The organism is Gammaproteobacteria bacterium (assembly GCA_033720895.1).
GTDB lineage: Bacteria > Pseudomonadota > Gammaproteobacteria > Natronospirales > JAJUFS01 > JAWWBS01.
This window is the reverse complement of the sequence record JAWWBS010000003.1, coordinates 45,591-68,248: the sequence shown is the minus strand read 5'-3', so window position 1 is coordinate 68,248 and position 22,658 is coordinate 45,591. Positions and strand designations below refer to the sequence as shown.

Annotated in this window: 22 protein-coding genes and 1 tRNA gene; 14 read left to right on the top strand and 9 right to left on the bottom strand. The window is 61.7% G+C overall.

Annotated features, from left to right (window positions below; translation table 11 throughout):
- A partial coding sequence (locus R3217_01355; protein MDX1454078.1) for a pseudouridine synthase occupies positions 1–496 on the top strand: 496 nt, incomplete at its 5' end.
- Between the two features lie 140 nt (positions 497–636).
- Here R3217_01355 and R3217_01350 read toward each other — a convergent pair.
- The 7 genes from R3217_01350 to R3217_01320 form a co-directional block, all read right to left on the bottom strand.
- Positions 637–1,401 carry a YciK family oxidoreductase gene (locus R3217_01350; protein ID MDX1454077.1) on the bottom strand — a complete coding sequence of 255 codons (765 nt, stop codon included), beginning with the start codon at positions 1,399–1,401 and terminating at the stop codon, positions 637–639.
- Positions 1,402–1,420: 19 nt separating this feature from the next.
- Positions 1,421–2,263: a squalene/phytoene synthase family protein gene (locus R3217_01345; protein ID MDX1454076.1), complete on the bottom strand. Its 843-nt coding sequence runs from the start codon at positions 2,261–2,263 to the stop codon at positions 1,421–1,423.
- A gap of 11 nt (positions 2,264–2,274) precedes the next feature.
- Complete coding sequence (locus R3217_01340; GenBank protein ID MDX1454075.1) at positions 2,275–2,955, bottom strand: HAD-IA family hydrolase; 681 nt, start codon at positions 2,953–2,955, stop codon at positions 2,275–2,277.
- On the bottom strand, positions 2,955–3,674 hold the full coding sequence (gene ubiG, locus R3217_01335) for a bifunctional 2-polyprenyl-6-hydroxyphenol methylase/3-demethylubiquinol 3-O-methyltransferase UbiG (protein MDX1454074.1): 720 nt from the start codon (positions 3,672–3,674) through the stop codon (positions 2,955–2,957). The genes R3217_01340 and ubiG overlap by 1 nt, the downstream gene beginning before the upstream one ends.
- Positions 3,671–5,008 carry a TRZ/ATZ family hydrolase gene (locus tag R3217_01330; protein ID MDX1454073.1) on the bottom strand — a complete coding sequence of 446 codons (1,338 nt, stop codon included), beginning with the start codon at positions 5,006–5,008 and terminating at the stop codon, positions 3,671–3,673. Before R3217_01330 ends, ubiG begins: the two co-directional genes overlap by 4 nt.
- A gap of 64 nt (positions 5,009–5,072) precedes the next feature.
- Positions 5,073–5,903 (bottom strand): mechanosensitive ion channel, encoded by an 831-nt coding sequence (locus tag R3217_01325; protein ID MDX1454072.1) that lies wholly within the window; start codon positions 5,901–5,903, stop codon positions 5,073–5,075.
- A gap of 113 nt (positions 5,904–6,016) precedes the next feature.
- Positions 6,017–6,538 (bottom strand): OmpA family protein, encoded by a 522-nt coding sequence (locus tag R3217_01320; GenBank protein MDX1454071.1) that lies wholly within the window; start codon positions 6,536–6,538, stop codon positions 6,017–6,019.
- 111 nt (positions 6,539–6,649) lie between these two features.
- Between R3217_01320 and mtnA the strand changes: the two genes are divergently transcribed.
- The 13 genes from mtnA to galU all read left to right on the top strand — a co-directional run bounded on the left by mtnA (position 6,650) and on the right by galU (position 21,227).
- Positions 6,650–7,681 (top strand): S-methyl-5-thioribose-1-phosphate isomerase, encoded by a 1,032-nt coding sequence (mtnA, locus tag R3217_01315; protein ID MDX1454070.1) that lies wholly within the window; start codon positions 6,650–6,652, stop codon positions 7,679–7,681.
- Positions 7,682–7,868: 187 nt separating this feature from the next.
- Positions 7,869–10,439, top strand: coding sequence for a DNA gyrase subunit A (gene gyrA, locus R3217_01310; GenBank protein ID MDX1454069.1), 2,571 nt, complete (start codon positions 7,869–7,871; stop codon positions 10,437–10,439).
- Between the two features lie 103 nt (positions 10,440–10,542).
- Positions 10,543–11,643, top strand: coding sequence for a 3-phosphoserine/phosphohydroxythreonine transaminase (gene serC / locus R3217_01305; protein MDX1454068.1), 1,101 nt, complete (start codon positions 10,543–10,545; stop codon positions 11,641–11,643).
- The gene (locus tag R3217_01300; GenBank protein MDX1454067.1) at positions 11,636–12,814 is read left to right on the top strand and encodes a phosphoglycerate dehydrogenase; all 1,179 of its coding nucleotides are present in this window, start codon (positions 11,636–11,638) and stop codon (positions 12,812–12,814) included. The genes serC and R3217_01300 overlap by 8 nt, the downstream gene beginning before the upstream one ends.
- Positions 12,815–12,839: 25 nt before the next feature.
- Complete coding sequence (gene hisC / locus R3217_01295; protein MDX1454066.1) at positions 12,840–13,970, top strand: histidinol-phosphate transaminase; 1,131 nt, start codon at positions 12,840–12,842, stop codon at positions 13,968–13,970.
- Between the two features lie 23 nt (positions 13,971–13,993).
- Entirely contained in the window at positions 13,994–15,316 is a 1,323-nt protein-coding gene (gene aroA, locus R3217_01290) for a 3-phosphoshikimate 1-carboxyvinyltransferase (GenBank protein MDX1454065.1), read from the top strand.
- A 29-nt stretch (positions 15,317–15,345) separates the two neighbouring features.
- A complete protein-coding gene (cmk, locus tag R3217_01285) occupies positions 15,346–16,014 on the top strand; it encodes a (d)CMP kinase (protein ID MDX1454064.1) in 669 nt (222 codons plus the stop codon).
- Positions 16,015–16,193: 179 nt separating this feature from the next.
- Entirely contained in the window at positions 16,194–17,864 is a 1,671-nt protein-coding gene (gene rpsA, locus R3217_01280; GenBank protein MDX1454063.1) for a 30S ribosomal protein S1, read from the top strand.
- Positions 17,865–17,988: 124 nt separating this feature from the next.
- Positions 17,989–18,321: an integration host factor subunit beta gene (locus tag R3217_01275; protein ID MDX1454062.1), complete on the top strand. Its 333-nt coding sequence runs from the start codon at positions 17,989–17,991 to the stop codon at positions 18,319–18,321.
- A 31-nt stretch (positions 18,322–18,352) separates the two neighbouring features.
- Positions 18,353–18,646, top strand: a complete 294-nt coding sequence (locus R3217_01270) for a LapA family protein (GenBank protein ID MDX1454061.1) — start codon at positions 18,353–18,355, stop codon at positions 18,644–18,646.
- Positions 18,647–18,662: 16 nt separating this feature from the next.
- Entirely contained in the window at positions 18,663–19,847 is a 1,185-nt protein-coding gene (gene lapB / locus R3217_01265) for a lipopolysaccharide assembly protein LapB (protein MDX1454060.1), read from the top strand.
- A gap of 115 nt (positions 19,848–19,962) precedes the next feature.
- Entirely contained in the window at positions 19,963–20,226 is a 264-nt protein-coding gene (locus R3217_01260) for a helix-hairpin-helix domain-containing protein (GenBank protein MDX1454059.1), read from the top strand.
- Positions 20,227–20,345: 119 nt separating this feature from the next.
- Entirely contained in the window at positions 20,346–21,227 is an 882-nt protein-coding gene (galU, locus tag R3217_01255; GenBank protein ID MDX1454058.1) for a UTP--glucose-1-phosphate uridylyltransferase GalU, read from the top strand.
- An 82-nt stretch (positions 21,228–21,309) separates the two neighbouring features.
- Here the strand turns inward: galU and R3217_01250 are convergent.
- A tRNA-Asn gene (locus tag R3217_01250) sits at positions 21,310–21,385 on the bottom strand.
- Between the two features lie 87 nt (positions 21,386–21,472).
- On the bottom strand, positions 21,473–22,651 hold the full coding sequence (locus R3217_01245; protein ID MDX1454057.1) for a pyridoxal phosphate-dependent aminotransferase: 1,179 nt from the start codon (positions 22,649–22,651) through the stop codon (positions 21,473–21,475).
- Positions 22,652–22,658 lie beyond the last annotated feature (7 nt).

Below are 22,658 nucleotides of genomic sequence, written 5' to 3'. Positions count from 1 at the left end.
GCCCACCGTGTTCGACGACCTGCCGGAACTGAAGGGTGGTCGCTGGATCGCCATCGGGCGTCTCGACATCAATACCACCGGACTGCTGCTGTTTACCAACGATGGTGCACTGGCGGACAGGCTCATGCATCCCTCGTCCGAAGTGTCGCGAGAGTACGCCTGTCGCATTCTCGGTGAAGTCACGGCAGAGCACCTGTCTGCCTTGCAGAAGGGCGTGATGCTGGAGGATGGAATGGCGAAATTCGACAGCATCGAGATGCGCCAGTCGACGGAAGGAGCCAACAGCTGGTTCCACGTCACCTTGAAGGAAGGACGCAATCGCGAGGTGCGACGTCTATGGGATTCGCAGGGTCTCAAGGTCTCGCGGTTGATTCGGATCCGCTACGGTCCGATCCGGCTGGATCGCTGGTTGTCGCGCGGCGAACACCGGCATCTGAAAGCCGGTGAACTCCGCGCGCTGTATCACGAGGCAGGCATTCCTCTCGAGGGCGAATAGCCCAACAGGGATCGAGCTATCTCGACACTCGATTGCGCATGAATGCTCGGGGACGATTTTGTCCCGCGGGCTTCTGCGCCTGGCCCTGTCCCCCCGGAAATACGGGCCGGGCGTGGACGCCCGGTTCTGTCTTGCCTTGCTCAGGCAGGGTCGAAGGATATTCCCTGGAAATCCCTTGCTGCTTCACTGAACAGCCAGACATAGCTCGGTGCCAGTGACTCTGGCGTCTTCACCGTTTGCGGGTCTTCGCCGGGGTAGGCCTTGGCTCGCATCGCGGTGCGCGTCGCTCCCGGGTTGATGGCATTGACTGTCAGGTTGGCGGTGTTCTCGTGTTCATCGGCCAGCGTTTCCATCAGCCCTTCGGTGGCAAACTTGGAGACGGCATAGGCGCCCCAGTAGGCACGCCCGGTGCGGCCCACGCCCGAGGAGGTGAACAGGATTCTCGCATCCTCGCTTTTCTTCAGGACCGGCAGCAGTGCGCGGGTGAGCAGGAACGGGGCATTCACGTTGACCAGCATGACGCGCTGCCACAGCACGGGGTCGTAGTGCTCGATGGGTGACTTGTCCCCGAGGATGCCCGCATTGTGCAACAGGCCGTCCAGGCGTCCGAACTCCTGCAGGATGCTGTCGGCCAGCGCATCGTAGTCCTCGGTCACGGCGGCTTCCATGTCCAGCGGACAGATGCTGGGTCGGGGGGCGCCAAGTGCCTCGATCTCGTCATACAGCACTTCCAGCTTGTCGACCTTGCGGCCGTGCAGGATCAGCTGCGCTCCGTGGCGCGCCATCTCGAGGGCGACGGCACGGCCTATGCCGGCGCTGGCGCCGGTGACAAGAATGACTTTTCCGGCCAGGCAGTCGGGTGCCAGGTCGATGTCGGGAATGGTCTTGAGATTCTGCTTTTCCATGGTGCTTCCGTTGTTGGCTTCAGCGACGAGCCCGTCGCCGACTGCGCCTGGCCGCTCGCCAGGCGATGAACAGGCGCCGCAGCGGGCCGGCCAGCCGCGGTTCGCGGTTGGGCAACTGATCGCGTTGCCGCTGCATTCTCCGGTAGTCGTCTTCCAGCAAGGCCCACTGGACTGCCAGCGCGGCGGCTGGATTCGTTTCCTGCAGCAAGGTTCGTGCGGCGACACGCAAATGGTCCCAGCGTTGCCACTGGACTGTCAAAAAGCGTTCCAGCTGTTCGCTGGTCGGGGCATGGCGGTCCACTGCCGCTGCATCGAGACTGGCGTCGGCAAACAGTGGATTGCCCTGCGCCAGTTGTCGCGCCAGTGTCCGCAGGGCATCGACGTGCGAGCGCAGTTCCCCCAGCGCGCGCGCCAGCTCAAGCTCCTGCCTGCTGTCATGACCGGCGAGCAGGCTGGCTTGCTCTGCCAGCACGCCGTCATGCCGGTACCGGAACAGCTTTTCGTCGGCGGCTGACAGCAATCGTCCCGGCAGCATGCGCATGTCGATGGCGTCGACAAGTTCCAGCAGGTATTCGACTGCGATTCCGTGGGCAGTGCAGGTCGTCACGATGCCGCTGGCCAGGGGATGGACGCCTCGACCCTCGGCGACTCGCTGGATCTCCGCGCGCCACCACTCCAGCTTTGCCTCGGCAACAGCCGGCTCGGAAACGCGGGCGACTTGCGCACCGACTTCGGTGCGCAATGCAAGCATGGCGTTGAAAGCGGGCTGCTGGTCGCGTGGCAGGAACAGCCGGCTGTACATCCAGTCCGAACCCGATGCCATCGCCAGCGATTCGATCTCGCGCAAGGTTGCGTTGGCCATGCTGCTGCTCATCAGGCGGACTTGCGCGCCTGCAACCAGGGCAGCAGATCTTCGGGCCGGGCCAGTTCGAAGTCGGCCTGCCAGCCAGCCACATCGTCATCGTCGGTGATGTAGCCGTAGGTGGCCGCCATGGTGGTGCAGCCCGCAGCACGACCTGCAGCAATGTCGCGGTCGGCATCGCCGATGAACAAGGTGTTTGTCGCCGGCGCCTGGATTGCATCGAGTGCATGCAGCACAGGGGCCGGGTGGGGCTTGGCGTGCTCGACCGTATCACCGCTGACCACGCAGGCCGGCTTGATATCGAGCGCCATTTGATCGAGCAGGGGATCGGTCAGCCAGCCGGGCTTGTTGGTGACGATGCCCCAGGTGATGCCATTGGCCGCGAGATAGCGGATTGCGGCGTCCATGCCAGGGAACAGCGTGGTATGCGTTGCCAGGTTGGCGACATAGAGGTCCAGGAAGCGACGCTTCAGGTCTTCGTAGTCGGCGTGTTCGGTTTCGACCGAAAAGGCGATCTTCAGCAAACCGCGGGAGCCCATCGAAACCCAGGGCCGGATCTTTTCCTGCGGCAAGGGCTCGAGCTCGTGTTCGATGCGCAGGCGATTGATCGCCTGGCCCATGTCCAGCGCGGTGTCGGCGAGCGTGCCATCGAGATCGAACAGCACGGCACGGAGCTCGAGTTCGCGCCCCATCAGTTTCCCTCGGGACGAGCGTGTGCGATGTAGTTCACATCGACATTGCCCCCCGTCCTGAATGCATGCGTGAACGGGTTGTAATGCATGCCGGTGAGGTCAGCCAGGTCAAGCCCGGCACTGCGCAGCCAGCTGTCGAGTTCGGAGGGACGAATGAAACGTGCGTATTCGTGCGTTCCCCTCGGCAACAGCCGCATGACGTATTCGGCACCGACGATAGCCATGAGAAACGATTTCGGGTTGCGATTTATGGTCGAGAAGAAAGCGTGGCCGTCAGCCTTCAGCAGCGTGCGACAGGCCGCAACGACAGAGGCCGGGTCGGGTACGTGTTCCAGCATCTCCAGGCAGGTCACGACATCGAACGAGCCCGGTTCGCTGGCCGCCAGCGTTTCCACCGCCACGTGCCGATAGTCGACCGCCACGCCGGATTCGAGCTGGTGCAGCCTGGCGACGGCCAGCGGTGCTTCGGCAAGGTCGATGGCGACCACCTCGGCGCCGGCTTCGGCGAGTGATTCGGCCAGGATGCCGCCGCCACAGCCCACGTCGAGCATGCGCAGCCCCTCCAGCGAGCCGACCCGCTGGCGAATCCAGTCGAGACGAACGGGATTCATGGCATGCAGCGGGCGAAACTCGCCTTCCGGGTCCCACCACCGCGATGCCAGGCCATCGAACTTGGAAATTTCAGCCGGATCGACATTCGGGTGCTTGTTGTCGCTCATGACCTGTCCTCCGCTGCAATGCGCTCGCGCCACTGGCGCGCCCGCGACATGATGCCGTCGACATCGATGTCGACCAGGCGATGGTTTTCTAGGCGACGTCGGCCACCCACCCAGACATTGCTGACCTGGTCGCGACTGGCCGCATACACGACCTGCGAGATGGGATTGAATACCGGTGTCGTTGCCGGCGCCGACAGGTCGATAGCGACCAGGTCGGCGCGCTTGCCGACTTCGATGCTGCCGACGTCCTGTGCCATGTTCAGCGCCATTGCACCATTCAGTGTTGCCATCTCCAGTGCGACCTCCGCAGGAACGGCGGTCGGCGTGTCGGCGACGCCCTTGGCCAGCATGGCGGCGGTGCGCAGCTCGCCCAGCATGTCGAGGTCGTTGTTGCTGGCAGCACCGTCGGTCCCGAGCGCCACGTTGACGCCGGCTGCCTGCAATGCGGCCACCGGGCAGAAACCACTGGCGAGCTTCAGGTTAGATTCCGGACAGTGAATGACATGGGCACCTCGTGATGCGACCAGGTCGATTTCTTCTTCACTCAGTGCGGTCATGTGCACGGCCATGAAGTTCGGCGCCAGCAGGCCGAGCTCGTCGAGCCGGGCCAACGGGCGCTGACCGTTGGCTGCAACGGCATCCGCCACTTCACCGCTGGTTTCATGCACGTGCATCTGGATGCCCAGGTCGATTTCGTTGGCGATGCCCTGGAGTTTCTGCAGGCTGTCATCGCTGACCGTGTAGGGTGCGTGCGGGGCAAAGAAAAAGCTCAGGCCGTCGTCGGATTTGAAATCATCACGAACTGCCAGGCCCTTGCGAATGTACTCGTCCGGATTGTCGGCCCAGGCGGTCGGGAATTCGATCACCACGATGCCGATGGCCGCGCGTATGCCGAGCCGTTGTGCTGCACCAGCAGTTGCGCCCGGGAAGAAATACATGTCGCTGAAGGTGGTCGTGCCACCCGCCAGCATCTCGACGATCGCCAGTTCCACACCATCGCGAACGAACTCCTGGCTGACCCATTTTCCTTCGGCTGGCCAGATGTGATCATTCAGCCAGCTGTGCAGGGGCAGGTCGTCGGCGAGGCCGCGCAGCAACGTCATGGCAGCATGGCCATGTGCATTCACGAAGCCGGGCAGCAGCGCCTGGCCCGGAAGGCGAGTCAGTGTCGCTTCCGGATGCTGGGCGATGGCCTCTTCGACGGGCTGGATGGAGCCGATTCGGCCCTTTTCAACAACCACCGCATGCCGGGTCAGGACCTCGCCCCGTGGGCGCACCGGAATGATCCATTCGGGGGCAATGATTTCGAGCGCGGCGGGATGCTCAGTGCTCATTCAACTGATTTCCTTTCGAATCGGTACATGCAGGGTGGCGGACAGGCAGGCTGCCCGCTGCCACTCAATCAACGGAATGTGAATACTGGTGGATGACCCGCTGCGGGAACGGAATGGAAATGCCGTGTTCATCGAAGGCTTTCTTGATGGCCTCGAGCAGGTCTGCGCGGGTCTGCCAGTAATCTTCCGTCTTCGTCCAGCAACGGATGACCAGGTTGACGCTCGAGTCGCCGAACTGGTTGAGCCACACGATCGGGTCGGGTTCGGAAAGAATGCGGTCATCATCGCGAATGATCCGGAACAGCAGCTCGCGTGCCTTCGCCGGGTCATCGCCGTAACTGATTCCGATGGTTTCGTTGATGCGTCGCGTGTCGTTGATGGTGTAGTTGATGATGTTGCCGCCCATGATCGCGCTGTTGGGCACGATGATCAGCTGGTTGTCGGTGGTCGTCAGGCGCGTGTGGAACATGCCGATTTCCTGGATGGTGCCCGAGGTGCCACCGGCATCCACGAAATCTCCAACGCGGAAGGGCTTGAAGATCATGATCATGATGCTGGACGCGAAGTTCGACAGCGAGCCCTGCAGGGCCAGGCCGATGGCCAGGCCGGCCGCACCAAGTACGGCCACCAGTGATGTGGTGTTTACCCCGACCTGGTCGAGTGCGGCAATCAAGGCGACTGCAGTGATCGCAACCGACACGAGCTTGCCGAGGAAACCTGCCAGCAGGTTGTCCATGCCGGCCTTACCGACCACGTTGCGAATCAGTCGTCCCAGCAATTTGCCGACCCAGCGACCCACGACGAAGATCGCGAGGGCAATGAGAATCCGGCTGCCCCAGTGGAGCAGCAGCTGTTGCCAGTCGTAATCATTGAGCAGGTTCAGGATATCTTGCATCGTGATCTCCTCGCGGCTTGGCAGGCACGCTGTTCAGCGGCTGCGGGAATTTTTGCAAAGCCTAGCGCAACGGCCGCAGAAACGCAGCCGTCACCGGACTTGTTGCGGCTGGATCAGAGGAACGGGCGGACGGTGACGCGAACTTCGACGCGACGGTGTTCTGCCGGGTCGATGGCACCAACATAAGGTTGCAAAGAACCGGCACCGGAGATGTCGATGGTGCGGGGATCAACACCGCTCTGGCGGAAGTGCCAGCTGACCTGTGCGGCGCGCTTTTCCGACAACCAGCGATTGAAGTCCTCCGGGCCACTGGGGTCCGAGTGCCCGACAATCGAAAAGCCCTGCACGATTGAAAAGGACTCGAGCTCGACCAGGAAGCGCAACAGCTCGTTCTTCGCCTGCTCGGTCAGCAGGGCGCTGCCGGTCTGGAAGGGGATGCGGGTCACGAATACCATCGACTGCGGTTCTTTCAGCACGGAAGGGCAGTCGTCGGAACCGGCGCTGCATTCGAAGGACGCAGGAAAGGCCGGGATGCCGGTTGCAGCACCCTCGGCAGAGGCAGGTTCAGCCGATTGTGCGCCGAAGCTCGCACCCAGCAAAACCGCAAAAAGTATCCACTGCAGCCGTTGGCCCATGCTATTTTGAATCCTCGCAATTGACGCCGAGCAGTTTCGTTTGCTCCTAAACTGCTCTAAATATATCAGAAAACCTGCTGATTTCACGCACTTTATTCTATTTTTGATGCCATGAACCAGACTGTTACACAGCCTATTCTGCCGCTCCAGTGGGCAAATGACCATCTTCGCATTCTAGACCAGCGAAAATTGCCCGCCGAGATCCGCTGGCTGGAGGCCCGGGACAGCGATGCGGTCGGCGAGGCCATCGCCGGCATGGCAGTGCGCGGGGCGCCTGCCATCGGCATTGCCGCCGCCTACGGCGTCTGCCTGGCTGTTCGCGACTACCTGGCCAAGGATGACGAGCCAGGTTTCGAGGCCGCCTTGATCCGCCTGGCCGATGCCCGCCCGACAGCGGTCAACCTGCACTGGGCCATCGACAGGATGCGACAGGCGCTGGTCGAGAGTCAGGAATTCGAGGACCTGGTGGCCGTCGCACAGCGGATTGCCGAGCAGGACCGTGAAATGAACCGCGCGATGGCGGCCCTGGGTGCCGCGAAGCTGCTGCCTGGCGCCAGGGTGTTCACTCACTGCAATACCGGTTCGCTGGCCACCGGGGGGTTTGGTACGGCGCTGGGCGTGATCATGCAGGCGGCGGTCGAAGACAAGCTCGCCTCCGTCCATTTCACCGAGACCCGGCCCTGGCAACAGGGTGCTCGCCTGACGGCCTGGGAGCTCAGCCAGGCGGGTGTCCGCGGGCGGCTCATTACCGAGGGCGCAGCCGGTCATGTCATGCGGACCGCAGGCATCGACTGGTTGATTGTCGGCGCTGACCGGATTGCCGCCAACGGTGATGTTGCCAACAAGATCGGCACCTATGGCCTGGCCCGGCTGGCCAAAGCCCATGGCGCGAAAGTCATGGTGGTTGCGCCAACGTCCACGGTCGACATGTCCATCCAGGATGGTGAAGAAATCACCATTGAAAACCGGCCAGCCGGGGAGATTCTCGCCGCTGCCGGAATGGACGAGCCGCCGGCTGGCATCACGGTCGTCAATCCTGCATTCGATATCACACCCGCTGAATGCGTTGACTTGCTGGTCACCGACCGCGGGGTCCTGGAGTCGCCGGACAAGGCGGCGATGAAGCATGTTTTCAGGTCGTGAATTGGCGGTTTTTCAGCCCTAAAAAAGTCCCCTGGATAGGCCTGCTGTGATAGCATGAATGCTTCGATTCGGTGGTGAAAAATAGAGCAGAAATTGCCCACCACGGGACCCGCTGCAGGGCCCGTGTCACCGCCGGTTTACAGACCCGGAACCGACCCGTTCTCAAACAAGGATAGCGACCTCCCGCATGGCTGACTTTGCCCGCGAAATTTCGCACGTAAACCTCGAAGACGAAATGAAGCAGTCGTACCTCGATTACGCCATGAGCGTGATCGTGGGCCGCGCACTGCCAGACGTCCGTGACGGTCTGAAGCCCGTTCATCGCCGCGTGTTGTATGCGATGAAGGAACTGGGCAACGACTACAACAAGCCCTACAAGAAATCGGCCCGCGTGGTCGGTGACGTCATCGGTAAGTACCATCCGCATGGCGACTCAGCGGTCTACGACACCATGGTTCGCATGGCGCAGCCTTTTTCGCTGCGTTACATGCTGGTCGATGGGCAGGGCAACTTCGGTTCCATCGACGGCGATTCGCCGGCAGCGATGCGTTACACCGAAGTTCGCATGGCCAAGATCGCGCATGAAATGCTGGCGGATATCGAAAAGGAAACCGTCGATTTCATTCCGAACTACGACGAGTCCGAATGGGAGCCGGCAGTCCTGCCGACGCGCCTGCCCAACCTGCTGATCAACGGCTCGTCCGGTATCGCGGTCGGCATGGCGACGAACATTCCGCCGCACAACCTGACTGAAGTCGTGAATGCCTGCGTGGCGCTGATCGACAACCCGGACCTGCAGCTCGCCGACCTGATGGAGCACATCCCGGGCCCGGACCTGCCGACGGCCGGCATCATCAATGGCGTGCGCGGTATCCAGGAAGCCTATGCCACCGGTCGTGGCCGCATCTACATGCGCGCTCGCGCCGAAATCGAAGACATGGAAAAGGCCGGCAAGCAGCGCATCATCGTGCACGAGCTGCCGTTCATGGTTAACAAGGCGCGCCTGCTGGAACGCATCGCCGAGCTGGTCAAGGAGAAGAAGCTCGAGGGCATTACCGAGCTGCGTGACGAATCCGACAAGGACGGCATGCGCGTGGTGATCGAGCTGCGCAAGGGCGAAAACGCCGAAGTCATCCTGAACAACCTCTACCAGCAGACCGCCATGCAGTCGGTATTCGGCATCAACATGGTGTCGCTGGTCGATGGCCAGCCCAAGCTGCTGCCGCTGAAGGACATGCTCGAGGCATTCATTCGCCATCGTCGCGAAGTCGTCACCCGCCGTACGGTGTTCGACCTGCGCAAGGCGCGCGAGCGTGCGCACGTGTTGGAAGGCCTGGCGGTCGCGCTGGCGAATATCGATCCGGTCATCCAGCTGATCAAGAAGTCCCCGAGCCCGGCGGAAGCCAAGGCGGGCCTGGTGGCCACCGAGTGGGAGCCCGGCGTTGTCAGCGACATGCTGGCGCGAGCCGGCGCGGAAGCATCGCGCCCGGACGGTCTTGGCAAGGAGTTCGGCCTGGTCGACGGCAAGTATCGACTGTCCGAAGCGCAGGCCCAGGCCATCCTGGAACTGCGACTGCATCGCCTGACGGGTCTCGAGCAGGACAAGATCGTCGAGGAGTACAAGACGCTGCTGGAGCGCATCCAGGAGCTGCGCGAGATCCTCGGCAACGAGACGCGCCTGATGGAAGTGATTCGCGAGGAGCTTGTCGAGATTCGCGATCAGTATGGCGACGAGCGCCGTACTGAAATCAATGTCGATTATTCCGAGCTCTCCTACGAGGATCTCATCGAGGAAGAAGACGTTGTCGTGACGCTGTCGCATCATGGTTATGCGAAGGCGCAACCGCTGGATGCCTATCGTGCGCAGAAGCGCGGCGGGCGCGGCAAGGCGGCAACGACCATGAAGGACGAGGATTTCGTCGACAAACTCTGGGTGGCGAACACCCATGACACGCTGCTGTGTTTCTCGAACCGCGGCAAGTGTTACTGGCTGAAGGTCTACCAGTTGCCGATGGCCAGTCGCGGTTCCCGTGGCAAGCCTTTCGTGAACCTGTTGCCGCTGGAGCAGGACGAACGCATTTCGGCCGTGCTGCCGGTGCGCGAATACACCGAAGGCTTCTTCATCTTCTTCGCGACCGAATCCGGCACCGTCAAGAAGACCCCGCTGGACGCGTTCAGCCGGCCGCGCTCCAACGGCATCATTGCCGTGGACCTGCGTGACGAAGATCGCCTGGTTGGCGTGGCATTGACCGATGGCGGCAAGGACGTGTTCCTGCAGGCCTCGAACGGCAAGGGCATCCGTTTCAAGGAAGAGGACGTTCGCGCCATGGGCCGTACCGCCGCTGGTGTGCGTGGCATCAAGCTGGCCAAGGGCGAGCGGGTCACGGACCTCATCATCATCGAAGAAGGCTTCATCCTGACCGCAACCGAGAACGGTTACGGCAAGCGCACCAGTATCGAGGAATACAACACCCAGGGTCGTGGCGGCCAGGGCGTGATTTCCATCCAGGCCAACGAGCGCAATGGCGCGGTCGTGGCGGCCAAGCTGGTTACCGAGGAAGATCACATCATGCTGATCTCCGATGCCGGAACGCTGGTTCGCACCAGTGTCGAGGACGTATCGGTGATCGGTCGCAATACCCAGGGCGTACGCCTGATTCGCCTTGGCGATGGCGAGCGCCTGATCGGTGTGGAACGCATCGAGAGCGATGGCGAGGAAGACGGCGAGGGAGAGGACGCCGGCGCCGTCGCAGAGTGATCGCAGCAACAATGCATGAGCGGCGAGGGTGACCTCGCCGTTTTTCATTAGCAGTTACCAGTTGGCCAGAGCCGCAGTTTTCGACAGTCCAGGGGGAACAAGCATGAAGCGCGCATACAACTTCAGTGCCGGACCGGCAATGTTGCCGAACGAGGTCATGGAAAGGGCCAGGGATGAATTCCTGGACTTCCGCGATACCGGCATGTCGGTGATGGAGATCAGTCATCGCTCCAAGGAATTCATTGCGGTGGCAGAGCAGGCCGAGGCAGACCTTCGCGAACTGCTGGCGATTCCCGATAACTACAAGGTCCTGTTCCTGCAGGGTGGCGCGTCCCTGCAGTACAGCATGTCGGCCTTGAATCTGTTGAAGGGCGGCAAGAAGGCCGACTTCTTCCGCACCGGTGCCTGGTCCGACAAGGCGATCAAGGAAGTGGCGCATCTGTGCGAAGTGAATATCGTGGCCGATGGCAAGGCGAGCAGCTACACCGACATTCCTGCAAGGGAAGACTGGAAGTTCAGTGATGATGCGGCCTTCGTGCATTTCTGCCCGAACGAAACCATCCATGGCGTGGAGTTCCAGCAGCCGCCGGAGACCCCGGTCGGAAAAGATGGCAAGCGCAAGCCCCTGGTCGCCGACATGTCGTCCTGCATCCTGTCGCGTCCGATCGACGTGTCGAAGTACGACGTCATCTACGCCGGGGCGCAGAAGAACATCGGTCCTTCCGGTCTCACCGTCGTGATCGTTCGCGACGATCATCTCGACAACCTTCCTGACAACCTGCCGCGCATGCTCAGCTATCGCGCGCACGCCGACGGCGACTCCATGTTCAACACGCCGCCGACCTATCCCTGGTACCTGGCGGGCCTGGTGTTCGACTGGTTGAAGCAGCAGGGCGGCGTCGAGGCGATCGAGAAGGTGAACATCCGCAAGGCGGAGAAGCTCTATGCCGCCATCGATGCGTCGGACTTCTACACCAATCCGGTGGCGCCCGCGGTGCGTTCGCGCATGAACCTGCCGTTCACCCTGAAGGATCCCGAGCTTGATGCCGTGTTCCTCAAGGAAGCCGAGCAAGCGGGCCTGACCTCCCTCAAGGGTCATCGCTCCGTTGGTGGCATGCGCGCGTCCATCTACAACGCCATGCCGGAAGCAGGTGTGGATGCCCTGATTGCCTTCATGCAGGAGTTCGAGAAGAGCCATGGCTGATACTTCGCGTTTCAAGATTCTCACGCTGAACAACATCGCCACGGTGGGCCTGGACCAGTTGCCTCGCGAACAGTACGAGGTCGCCTCCGAGATCGGTCATCCCGACGGAATCATCCTGCGATCGTTCAAGATGCATGACATGGACATCCCGGAGACGGTCAAGGCTGTTGCTCGTGCCGGCGCAGGCGTGAACAACATCCCGCTGGACAGGATGACGGCGCTTGGCGTGCCGGTATTCAATGCGCCGGGTGCCAATGCCAATGCCGTAAAGGAACTGGTGATTGCCGGCATGCTGCTGGCATCGCGCAACATTCCCCAGGCCTGGAATTACACGCGAGGCCTGGAGGGGAATGCCGATATCCATACGGCGGTGGAGCAGGGCAAGAAACAGTATGTGGGTTTCGAATTGCCGGGCCGCACGCTGGGCGTCATCGGTCTCGGTGCGATCGGCGTGAAGGTGGCGAACACGGCCGAGGAGCTTGGCATGAAGGTGCTGGGTTTCGATCCGCAGATCACGGTCGAGCGTGCCTGGGAGCTTTCCGCCAGTGTTGGCGAGGCGCTCAGTCTCGATGACCTCTGCGCACGGTCGAACTTCCTGACGGTGCACGTTCCGCTGGTCGATGCCACGCGCGGCATCATCAATGCGGAGCGCATTCGCCTCATGCCCAGGGGCAGCGTGATCATGAACTTTGCGCGCGACGGCATCGTCGACGAGGACGCCGTGCTGGCTGCGCTGGATGATGGCCAGCTGCATGCCTATGTCACCGATTTCCCGGACGAACGCCTGATCAAGCACGAGAAAGTCATTGCCTTGCCGCATCTCGGTGCTTCCACGCTGGAAGCGGAAGAAAACTGCGCAGTGATGGTGGCCAACAACCTGCGAGAGTTCCTGGAAAACGGCAACATTCGCCACTCGGTGAATTTCCCGACGGTCAAGATGCCGCGCACTGAAGGCGGCTTCCGCCTTGCCGTGGCCAATGCCAACGTGCCCAACATGGTGGGTCAGATCACCACCGCCCTGGCAGAGGCCGGCTTGAACATCATCGACCTGTTGAACAAGTCACGTGGTGACGTGGCCTACACCCTGGTCGATGTCGACAAGGCAGTGCCGTCGGAAACGCTGGAGCGGATCAGCAGTATCGAAGGCGTGCTGAACGTGCGCGCCCTGTAACGTCGGAAAGAACAGGTAGAAGAAAATGAGCAAGCAAGACGAGCGATTCCTGGACCTGTGCGTCGAAGGCGTGCGTACCCTGCAGCCTTACCAGGCGGGCAAGCCAATCAGCGAGCTGAAGCGCGAACTGGGGCTCGACGACATCATCAAGCTGGCATCCAACGAGAACCCCCTGGGGGCGAGCCCGAAGGCCATCGAGGCGGTGAAAAGGCTGGCTGACCAGGTCGGGCTCTACCCGGATGGCAACGGTTTCGACCTGAAGCGGATACTGTCCGACTACCACGACATCGGCCAGAACCACATCACGCTGGGCTCGGGTTCGGATCACCTGATCGAACTGATTTCGCGAGCCTTCCTGGACAGCGGGCGCTCTGCCGTGATGTCGCAGTATGCCTTTGCCATCTACTTCATCACCGGCAAATCGACGGGCGCGGAGATGCGCTTTGCCGATGCCCTGCCGCCGGATCATGACGAGCAGCCTTACGGCCATGACCTCGATGCGATGCTGGCGCAGGTCGACGACACCACCCGCGTCGTGTTCATCGCCAACCCGAACAACCCGACCGGTACCTTTGTCGATGGCGAGAGCCTCCGGAAATTCCTCGACGCCGTGCCGAAGGATGTCGTCGTGGTGCTGGACGAGGCCTACACCGAGTATGTCGAAGATCCGCGCTACACGGATGGTTCGCAGCTGGTGAAGGACTACGACAACCTGATCGTGCTGCGGACATTCTCCAAGGCCTTTGGCCTGGCGGGCCTGCGCGTCGGTTACGCGCTGGCCAACCCGGTGCTGACGGACCTTCTGAACCGCTTGCGCCTCGCCTTCAATCCGAACCTGCTGGCGCAGGCGGCTGCCGTCGCCGCACTGGGAGACCAGGCGCATATCCGCAAGACCGTCGAACTGAATCGCGAGGGCCTCGCCCAGATGACCGCGGCGTACACCGACATGGGGTTGGAATACATTCCCTCGGTCTGCAATTTCCTGACCGTCAAGGTCGGTGATGCCAAGGCGATCAACCAGGCATTGCTGGAGGAGGGCATCATTGTTCGCCCCCTGGCGCCGTACGGTCTGACCGAACACCTGCGGATTTCCATCGGGCTTCCCGATGAAAACCGCAGACTTATCAGTACCTTGAGGCGTATTGTTGGAAGCTGACATCAAGTCAGGGGCAAGCTGACATGCGCGTTGACTTTGTCGTCCAGCCCGTCTCGGGCCGGCCACCAGCAGGCTCGGTGGCCGTGCCCGGTGACAAGTCGATATCCCACCGCGCCCTGATCCTGGCCGCCCTGGCCGAAGGCGAGACCCGCATCCATGGCTTGCTCGCCAGCGAGGACTGTCTGAATACCCTGCAGGCGATGCAGGCGCTGGGCATCGATATTCGTCCTGACGGTGAGGACTGGCTGGTCCAGGGTCGCGGCCTCTGTGGCTTGCAGGCACCTGTCGGTCCCATCGATTGTGGCAATTCGGGCACTGGCATGCGCCTGCTCGCCGGCCTGCTGGCAGCACAGCCCTTCGACAGCGAGCTGGTCGGCGACGCCTCCTTGATGCAACGCCCGATGCGGCGAATTGCGGACCCCTTGAATGCTGTGGGTGCCGCCATCACTACCGATTCCGACGGCACACCGCCGTTGCGCATCCAGGGCTCGCAGGCGCTGCGGGACATCGACTACGCCATGCCGATGGCTTCGGCACAGGTGAAATCGGCCCTGTTGCTGGCGGCGCTTGCGGCGGGCCGGCACGCGCGCATCACCGAACCGGCTGTCAGCCGCAATCACACCGAGACCCTGCTGCAGGGCTTTGGCGTGCCGCTCGAACGGCAGGGCAGTGTGATTGCACTCGAGCCCGTGCCGAAGCTCGACAGCCCGGGGCGTCTGGAAGTGCCCGGCGACCTGTCCTCGGCGGCTTTTTTCCTGGTCCTCGGGCTGCTGCAGGAGGGGGCTGCGATCCAGCTCGAGGGCGTCGGCATCAATGCCACCCGCGATGGCCTGTTGCGCGTCCTGACTCGCATGGGCGCACGGTTCGAGCTGGAACGTCGCGACAGGGGCAGCGGGGAAGGGTGGGCCGACATCGATGTGGAACCCTCGGCCCTGCGGGCGGTCGATATCGATGCGGACGACGTGGCGCTGGCCATCGACGAAATCCCCGTGCTGTTGGTGGCCGCTGCCTGCGCCGAGGGCACTACGCGTTTGCGGGGTGCGGCCGAGCTTCGGGTCAAGGAAAGTGACCGCCTGGCCGCGATGGCGGCCGGCCTGCGAGCGCTCGGCATCGAGGTCACAGAGTATGCGGACGGGCTGGATGTCACCGGAGGGAAGCTTCAGGGCGGCGAGGTGGACAGCTTCGGGGATCACCGCATTGCCATGGCTTTCGCCATCGCGGCGACGGTGGCGCAGGGACCGGTGACCATCCGCAATGTTGCCAATGTGGCGACAAGCTATCCTCGCTTCAGGGGTGACTTGTCCAGCCTTGGCATCGACATCAAGGAAATCGAGGTTTCTGAATGACGGTTAATGAAAAAAACAATGATCAAGCGATGGTCATCACCATTGACGGGCCCAGCGGCTCCGGCAAGGGCACCATCAGCCGCTTGCTCGCCGACGAGCTCGGTTTCGACTTCCTGGATTCAGGCGCCCTGTACCGCCTGGTGGCGATGGCGGCCGAGCGCCGAGGCGTGGAAGACGAGGCAGCGATCGCCGCGCTGGTGCCGGAACTCGATATCCGCTTTACGGTCACTGAGGCCGGTGGCGAGAGAATTTTCCTTGATAATGAAGAAGTTACGGCTGAAGTCAGGGCCGAGACGACCGGCAACAAGGCGTCCAAGGTTGCTGTCATGCCGACGGTTCGCGAGGCGCTGGTCGGGCTGCAAAAGGACTTCCGCCAGCCGCCTGGACTGGTGGCGGATGGCCGTGACATGGGCACCGTGATCTTTCCCGATGCAGGCCTGAAATTCTTCCTGACGGCGAGTGCCGAGGAAAGGGCGGAAAGACGCCATAAGCAGTTGAGGGAAAAGGGAATTGCTGCTAATATCGCCGACCTTTTCCGGGAGATTTCCGAGCGCGACGCGCGGGATGCCTCCAGGAAAGTGTCGCCGCTGCGGCCCGCTGACGATGCCATCGAGATCGACACCAGCGATGCCGGCATTGCAGCGGTGCTGACACAGGTGCTGGAAACCGTCCGGGAACGTTTCCCGGAACTGGACTGAAGAAGGGTTTCCGGCCAGCCAGTTCGATAGACCGTTCGCCGACGTCGCAAGACCGAAGCGGGCGCTAACGAAGCGGGCACCGTGCAGGATGCATGGGCCCATTTTTTTTAAGCAACCCGGGACACCAGGATGGTTGTCGCGGCAATGAAACGCCCCACGGGGGCATAGGTAAACATCTAATGTCTGAATCATTTGCTGAACTTCTCGAACAAAGCCTTAACCAGGAAACCCTGAAGCCTGGTGCACTGCTGAACGCGCAGGTCGTGGAAATCCGCGGTGACGTCGTCATCGTCAACGCCGGCCTGAAGTCCGAAGGTGTCATTCCCATCGAACAGTTCCAGACCGAAAACGGTGAACTGTCGGTCAAGGAAGGTGACGACATCGAGGTCGCGCTGGACGCGGTTGAAGACGGCTTTGGCGAAACGCGCCTGTCGCGCGAAAAAGCGGTCCGTGCTCGTAGCTGGAACCGTCTCGAAGAGGCGTTTGACGCCGGCGAGATCGTCAAGGGCTACATCTCCGGCAAGGTCAAGGGTGGTTTCACCGTCGATATCGACGAAGTCCGTGCATTCCTGCCGGGCTCGCTGGTCGATGTCCGTCCGGTGCGCGACACCGCCTACCTGGAAGGCAAGGAACTCGAATTCAAGGTCATCAAGCTCGACCGCAAGCGCAACAACGTGGTGGTTTCGCGTCGCGCCGTCGTGGAAGAGGAGTACAGCGAAGAGCGCGAGAAGCTGCTCGAGAAGCTGCAGGAAGGCATCGTCGTCAAGGGTATCGTCAAGAACCTCACCGATTACGGTGCGTTCGTCGACCTCGGCGGCATCGACGGCCTGCTGCACATCACCGACATGGCGTGGAAGCGCGTCAAGCATCCGTCCGAAGTCGTCAATGTCGGCGACGAGATCGACGTCAAGGTGCTGAAGTTCGATCGCGAGCGCAATCGCGTGTCGCTCGGCCTCAAGCAGCTGGGTGACGATCCCTGGGAAAGCATCGCTCGCCGTTACCCGGTGGGTGCCCGCATGTTCGGCCGCGTCACCAACCTGGCCGACTACGGTTCCTTCGTCGAGATCGAAGAAGGCGTCGAGGGCCTGGTGCACGTCTCCGAAATGGACTGGACCAACAAGAACGTCAACCCGGGCAAGGTCGTCCAGATTGGCGACGAAGTCGAAGTCATGGTGCTGGATATCGACGAAGAACGTCGCCGCATCAGCCTTGGCATGAAGCAGTGCGTGCCGAACCCCTGGGACGAGTTTGCTGCGACCCACGGCAAGGGCGACAAGATTTCGGGCAAGATCAAGTCGATCACCGATTTCGGCATCTTTGTCGGCCTCGACGGCGGCATCGACGGCCTGGTTCACCTCTCGGACATCGCCTGGGATGCGGTCGGCGACGAAGCCGTGCGCAACTTCAAGAAGGGCGACGAAGTGGAAGCGGTCGTACTGTCGGTCGATCCGGAGCGTGAGCGCATTTCTCTCGGCGTGAAGCAGCTGGACCAGGATCCGTTCTCCCTGTTCCTGGGCGAGCACCCGAAGGGTTCGCTGGTCACCGGTCCGGTGCTGGAAGTGGACGCCAAGGGCGCCCGCATCGATCTCGGCAACGGCATCGAAGGCTACCTGCGTGCTTCCGAGCTGGCCCGCGAGCGCGTCGAAGACGCCTCCAAGGTCCTCAAGGAAGGCGAGGAAGTCGAGTCCCGCATCATCGGTGTGGATCGCAAGAATCGCTCCATCAGCCTGTCCATCAAGGCCAAGGAGTACCAGGAAGAGCAGCAGGCCGTGGCGAACTACGCCAAGGCCGACGAATCTGCCGGTACCAGCCTGGGTGATCTGCTCAAGGAGCAGATGAACAAGGACTGAAAAGGCTGAAAATTGGCTTAAGTCGTTGAAAAGGCGGCTGTTCTACTGGAACAGTCGCCTTTTTTCTGATTTACTTTGCGTAAGTGCCCAATTCGCAAAGAAAAATCTGGCAGGAACCATAATAATGACAAAGTCCGAACTCATCGAAATCCTGGCCCGCAAGCAGTCGCACCTGCCGGCCAAGGACGTCGAATTGGCTGTGAAATCAATGCTCGAGCAGATGAGCAATTCACTGGCTGATGGGCGCAGGATTGAAATCCGCGGCTTCGGCAGCTTTTCGCTGCATTTCCGGCCACCGCGCATGGGGCGCAACCCCAAGACCGGTGAGGCGGTCGCGCTGTCGGGCAAGTACGTGCCACATTTCAAGCCTGGCAAGGACCTCCGCGAGCGGGTCAATGAAGGCTTCCAGCGCGAACTGGATGCTGCCGATGCCCGCCAGGCCAGCGGTCAGGATTGATCTCTGCACCTTGGAGCAGACGTGAGACCCCATGCCTAAGTACCTGATTACCGCCTTATTGCTGTTGTTGCTGATCGCCATCGTGGTCGGTTTCGCGGCCCTGAATGCCACGCCGGTGGATATCGATTACCTCTTGGGTACCACCACCATGCCCTTGCCCTGGGTGCTGTTGCTGGCCCTGTCCAGCGGTTTTGTCCTTGGCTTGCTGGTCATGGTGATTGCCATTTTCCGTGCCCGCGGCGAGGTGCGGCGCATGCGCAAGGAGCGCCGGGCGATGGAGGCCGAGCTGAAGAACCTGCGCAGCCTGCCGCTCCGGAACAGCTGACGCGACAGGGCAAGTCATGCCACTCGAGAATCTAATCCTGGTTGCCGCCCTGCTGCTGGTCGCGATGCTGGCTGGCTGGTGGCTGGGCCGTCGTCGTACGCGGCGTGTCGAAACAGGCTCGGGCGGGATCAACCGAGACTACTTCAAGGGCCTGAATTATCTGCTGAACGAGCGTCCGGACGATGCGCTGGACGTGTTCATTCGCATGGCAGAGCTGGACTCCGACACTATCGAAACGCACTTCACGCTGGGCAGCCTGTTCCGGCGAAGGGGCGAGGTCGACCGCGCCATCCGGATCCACCAGAACCTGATTGCCAGGCCGAACCTGTCGCGCCGTCATCGCACCCAGGCACTGGCAGCGCTGGGCGATGATTACATGAAGGCCGGCCTGCTGGATCGCGCCGAGAGCCTGTTTGCCGAGCTGACCCGCGATCGCCAACAGGGTCCCGAGGCCCTGCAGAAATTGCTGGTCATCTACGAGCAACAGAAGGATTGGGATCGCGCCATCCAGGTCGCGCGGGATCTTGAAAGCCGAAATGGCAGCTACCGCAGTCATGAAATCGCACATTATTACTGCGAACTGGCCGAGCTTGCCTTGCAGAAGGCCGATTTCAACAGTACCGCGCGGTTCCTGCGCAAGGCAGGCGCCTTCGACCGCGGCAACGTCCGGGTCCAGTTGCTCAGCGCCCAGCTGGCCGAGAAGGAGCAGAAATGGCGCCATGCCATCCGCCATTACAAGCGGGCGCTGGAGGCCGATCCGGCACAGGCGTCGACGCAGCTTGCCGCCATCCATGCCGTGCTGCAGCACCAGAACAAGCTCGACCAGTTCGAGTCCCTGGTGGATTCGGTCAGTCGCAGCAGCCCCGAAGCTCGGCGCGCCATCGCCCTGGCGGCATTGCGTCTCAAGGGAATTCATTCGGCTGCGCTCGATCGGGTAGTGGAGACCTTCCTGGCCGAGGCGCCGGGTCTCGAAGGGGTGCGTGAGGCCGTCAAACGCTTCGTGAAGCTGTCGAAGACGGCAGCGGATATCCAGGAGCAGAACCTCATCCGGCAATTGCTACGCGAATGGCGCGGTGATTCCTTGCAATACAGCTGCGACAATTGTGGCTACTCCGGCTCCGTCCTCTATTGGCAATGCCCGAGCTGTCGCTCATGGGAAACCCTGAGACCGCGGCTCGAGCTGAACGTTTCCGCCAGCTGACAGCCTGATCTTTCCCAGAGTCCGGAATTATTTCCCGTTTTTCTGGTATTCCTTTGCCGGTGGATCAACCGATCCGCCGGGCCTGGCCCGTAACAATCCAAGGAAAGGAAATAACATGAACCTGATAAAACGCATCACGCTGCTGATCATGCTGGCCTTTGCGCCGCTGGCGATGGCCGGCGAGGTTGATATCAACACTGCGTCTGCTGCCGAGCTGGCCGAGGCGCTTGTCGGGGTCGGCGATGTGAAGGCCGAAGCCATCGTCGCGTACCGCGAAGCACATGGACCCTTCAACTCGGCCGACGAGCTCACCCTGGTAAAAGGCATCGGCAAGGCACTGGTCGACAAGAACCGGGAAAACATCCTGATCTCCAGGTAGGTCATCGCCCAGTCGTGCAACAGCCGGGGAATTTTCCCCGGCTTTCCTTTGCCTTTCAGCCACAGCGGACAGCTGCATTCGTTATACTCCTCGCCAGATTCTCAACGCGAAGTCATGACATGAAGCCGATTCGCAAAGCCGTTCTGCCGGTCGCGGGCCTGGGTACCCGATTCCTGCCGGCGACCAAGGTTTCTCCCAAGGAAATGCTGCCGATCGTGGACAAGCCGCTGGTGCAGTACGCGGCTGAAGAAGCCGTTGCAGCGGGCGCCGAGATACTGGTGTTCATCACCGGTCGCACCAAGCGGCCCATTGCCGATCATTTCGACCGGGCTTACGAGCTCGAGACCGAGCTGGAAGCCCGCGGCAAGCAGGAAATGCTGGACCTGGTCCGCAATGTCGTGCCGGAGCATGTGACCTGCAGTTTCATTCGCCAGCCGCATGCGCTGGGCCTCGGGCATGCCGTGCTTTGCGCCGAGCCGGTCGTTGGCGATGAACCGTTCTTCGTGTTGCTGGCCGATGATCTCATCAACACGTCTGGCAGCAACTGCCTGCAGCAGATGTCCGAGGTCTATCGGCAGACGGGCTGCAGCGTGCTCGGGGTGCAGCAGATCAAATCCGAGGACACCCGCAAATACGGTGTGATCGAGCCCGTGGGTGAACTGGTCGATGGCAAGGTGGAAGTCAGTGGCCTGGTCGAGAAGCCGGAACCGCAGGCAGCGCCGTCAAAGCTGGGCATAGTCGGTCGCTACATTCTCACGCCGGGCATATTCGAATCACTGCGCAATACGCCGCGCGGTGTCGGTGACGAGATCCAGCTGACGGATGCCATCCAGCAGCTGCTCGGCAAGGAAAAGGCCTGGGCGTGCGAATTCGAGGGAAAACGTTACGACTGCGGATCCAAGCTCGGCTACCTGGAAGCGACGGTGGAGCTGGCCCTGCAACATCCGGACTTGAAGGGCGAGTTTGCTGCCTATCTCAGGGAATTCAGCAGGACGCTCTAGCCTGTTGGTCTGCAGGCCGGCGACAAGGGCTGCCCTCGACCACAAAAAAGGCCGACTTCAAAGAAGTCGGCCTTTTCGCATCTGGCTCCCCCGCCCGGACTCGAACCAGGGACCCGCTGATTAACAGTCAGCTGCTCTACCAACTGAGCTACAGGGGAAAAGAGCTCGTTTGCGAGGGCGGTATACTAGTGGCTCGCCCCTGAGCCGTCAACCGCCTGTTGGCGCTCTTTTGCTGTCTGCCGCAATTATTCCCGTCCCAGCAAATCGCCGATTCGCTGCATGGCTTTTTCGAGGTTCTCCTGGCTGGTCGCGTAGCTCAGGCGGAAATAGCCCGGCGCGCCAAAGGCCGAGCCCGGGACCACTGCCACACCCGCCTCGTTCAACAGGTGTTCGGCAAACTGGACGTCATCCGCCAGTCCCAGTTCCTTGATCGCCTCCTCGCAGTGCGGGAAGGAGTAGAAGGTGCCGTCAGAGGGCAGCGCGCGCAGGCCCTTGATCTTGTTCAGCTCGGCAATCACGAAGTCCGCCCGTTCGCGGAAGGCATCGCGCATCTTGTGCACTTCGGCCAGGTCGCCCTCCAGCGCCGTTGCGGCGGCGGCCTGGGAGATGGACGCCGGGTTGGAGGTGCTTTGCGACTGCACCTTCTTCATCGCCTTGATGATCTCGGCCGGGCCGGCGGCATAGCCAATGCGCCAGCCGGTCATGGAGTAGGCCTTGGAGACGCCGTTCATGACCAGGGTCCGGTCGTACAGCGCCGGGCAGAGCATCAGCACGTTGGCAAAGGGCTCGTCGGTCCAGAGGAAGGGTTCGTACATGTCGTCGGTGGCGACCAAAACGTGCTCGTGTTTCTTCAACACTTCGCCGAGGGCCTTCAGTTCTGCATGCGAATAGGCCTTGCCGGTCGGGTTGGAGGGGCTGTTCAGGAACACGGCCTTGGTCTTCGGCGTGATGGCTGCGTCCAGCTGCTCGGCCGAGACCTTGAAGTCCTGGTCGATACCGGCGTTGACCACGACAGGCTGGCCGCCGGCGAGCTCGACCATGGCCGGGTAGGAGACCCAGTAAGGCCCCAGAATGACGATTTCATCACCTGGATCGACAATCGCCTGGCAGAGATTGAAAAAGCTCTGCTTGCCGCCACAGGACACCAGGACCTGCTCGGGCTTGTACTCGAGCTGGTTGTCACGCTTCAGCTTGGCAATGATGGCGTCCTTGAGACGAGCGGTACCGTCGACAGCCGTGTATTTCGTCTCGCCCTTGTTGATCGCATCGATGGCGCCCTGCTTGATGTGCTCCGGCGTGTCGAAATCGGGCTCACCGGCGCCCAGGCCGATGATGTCCTTGCCCGCGGCGCGCAATTCGGCAGCACGCTGGGTGACCGCGAGGGTCGGCGAGGGTTTGAGCTTGCGGACGCGATCTGAAAGCATAGGGGGC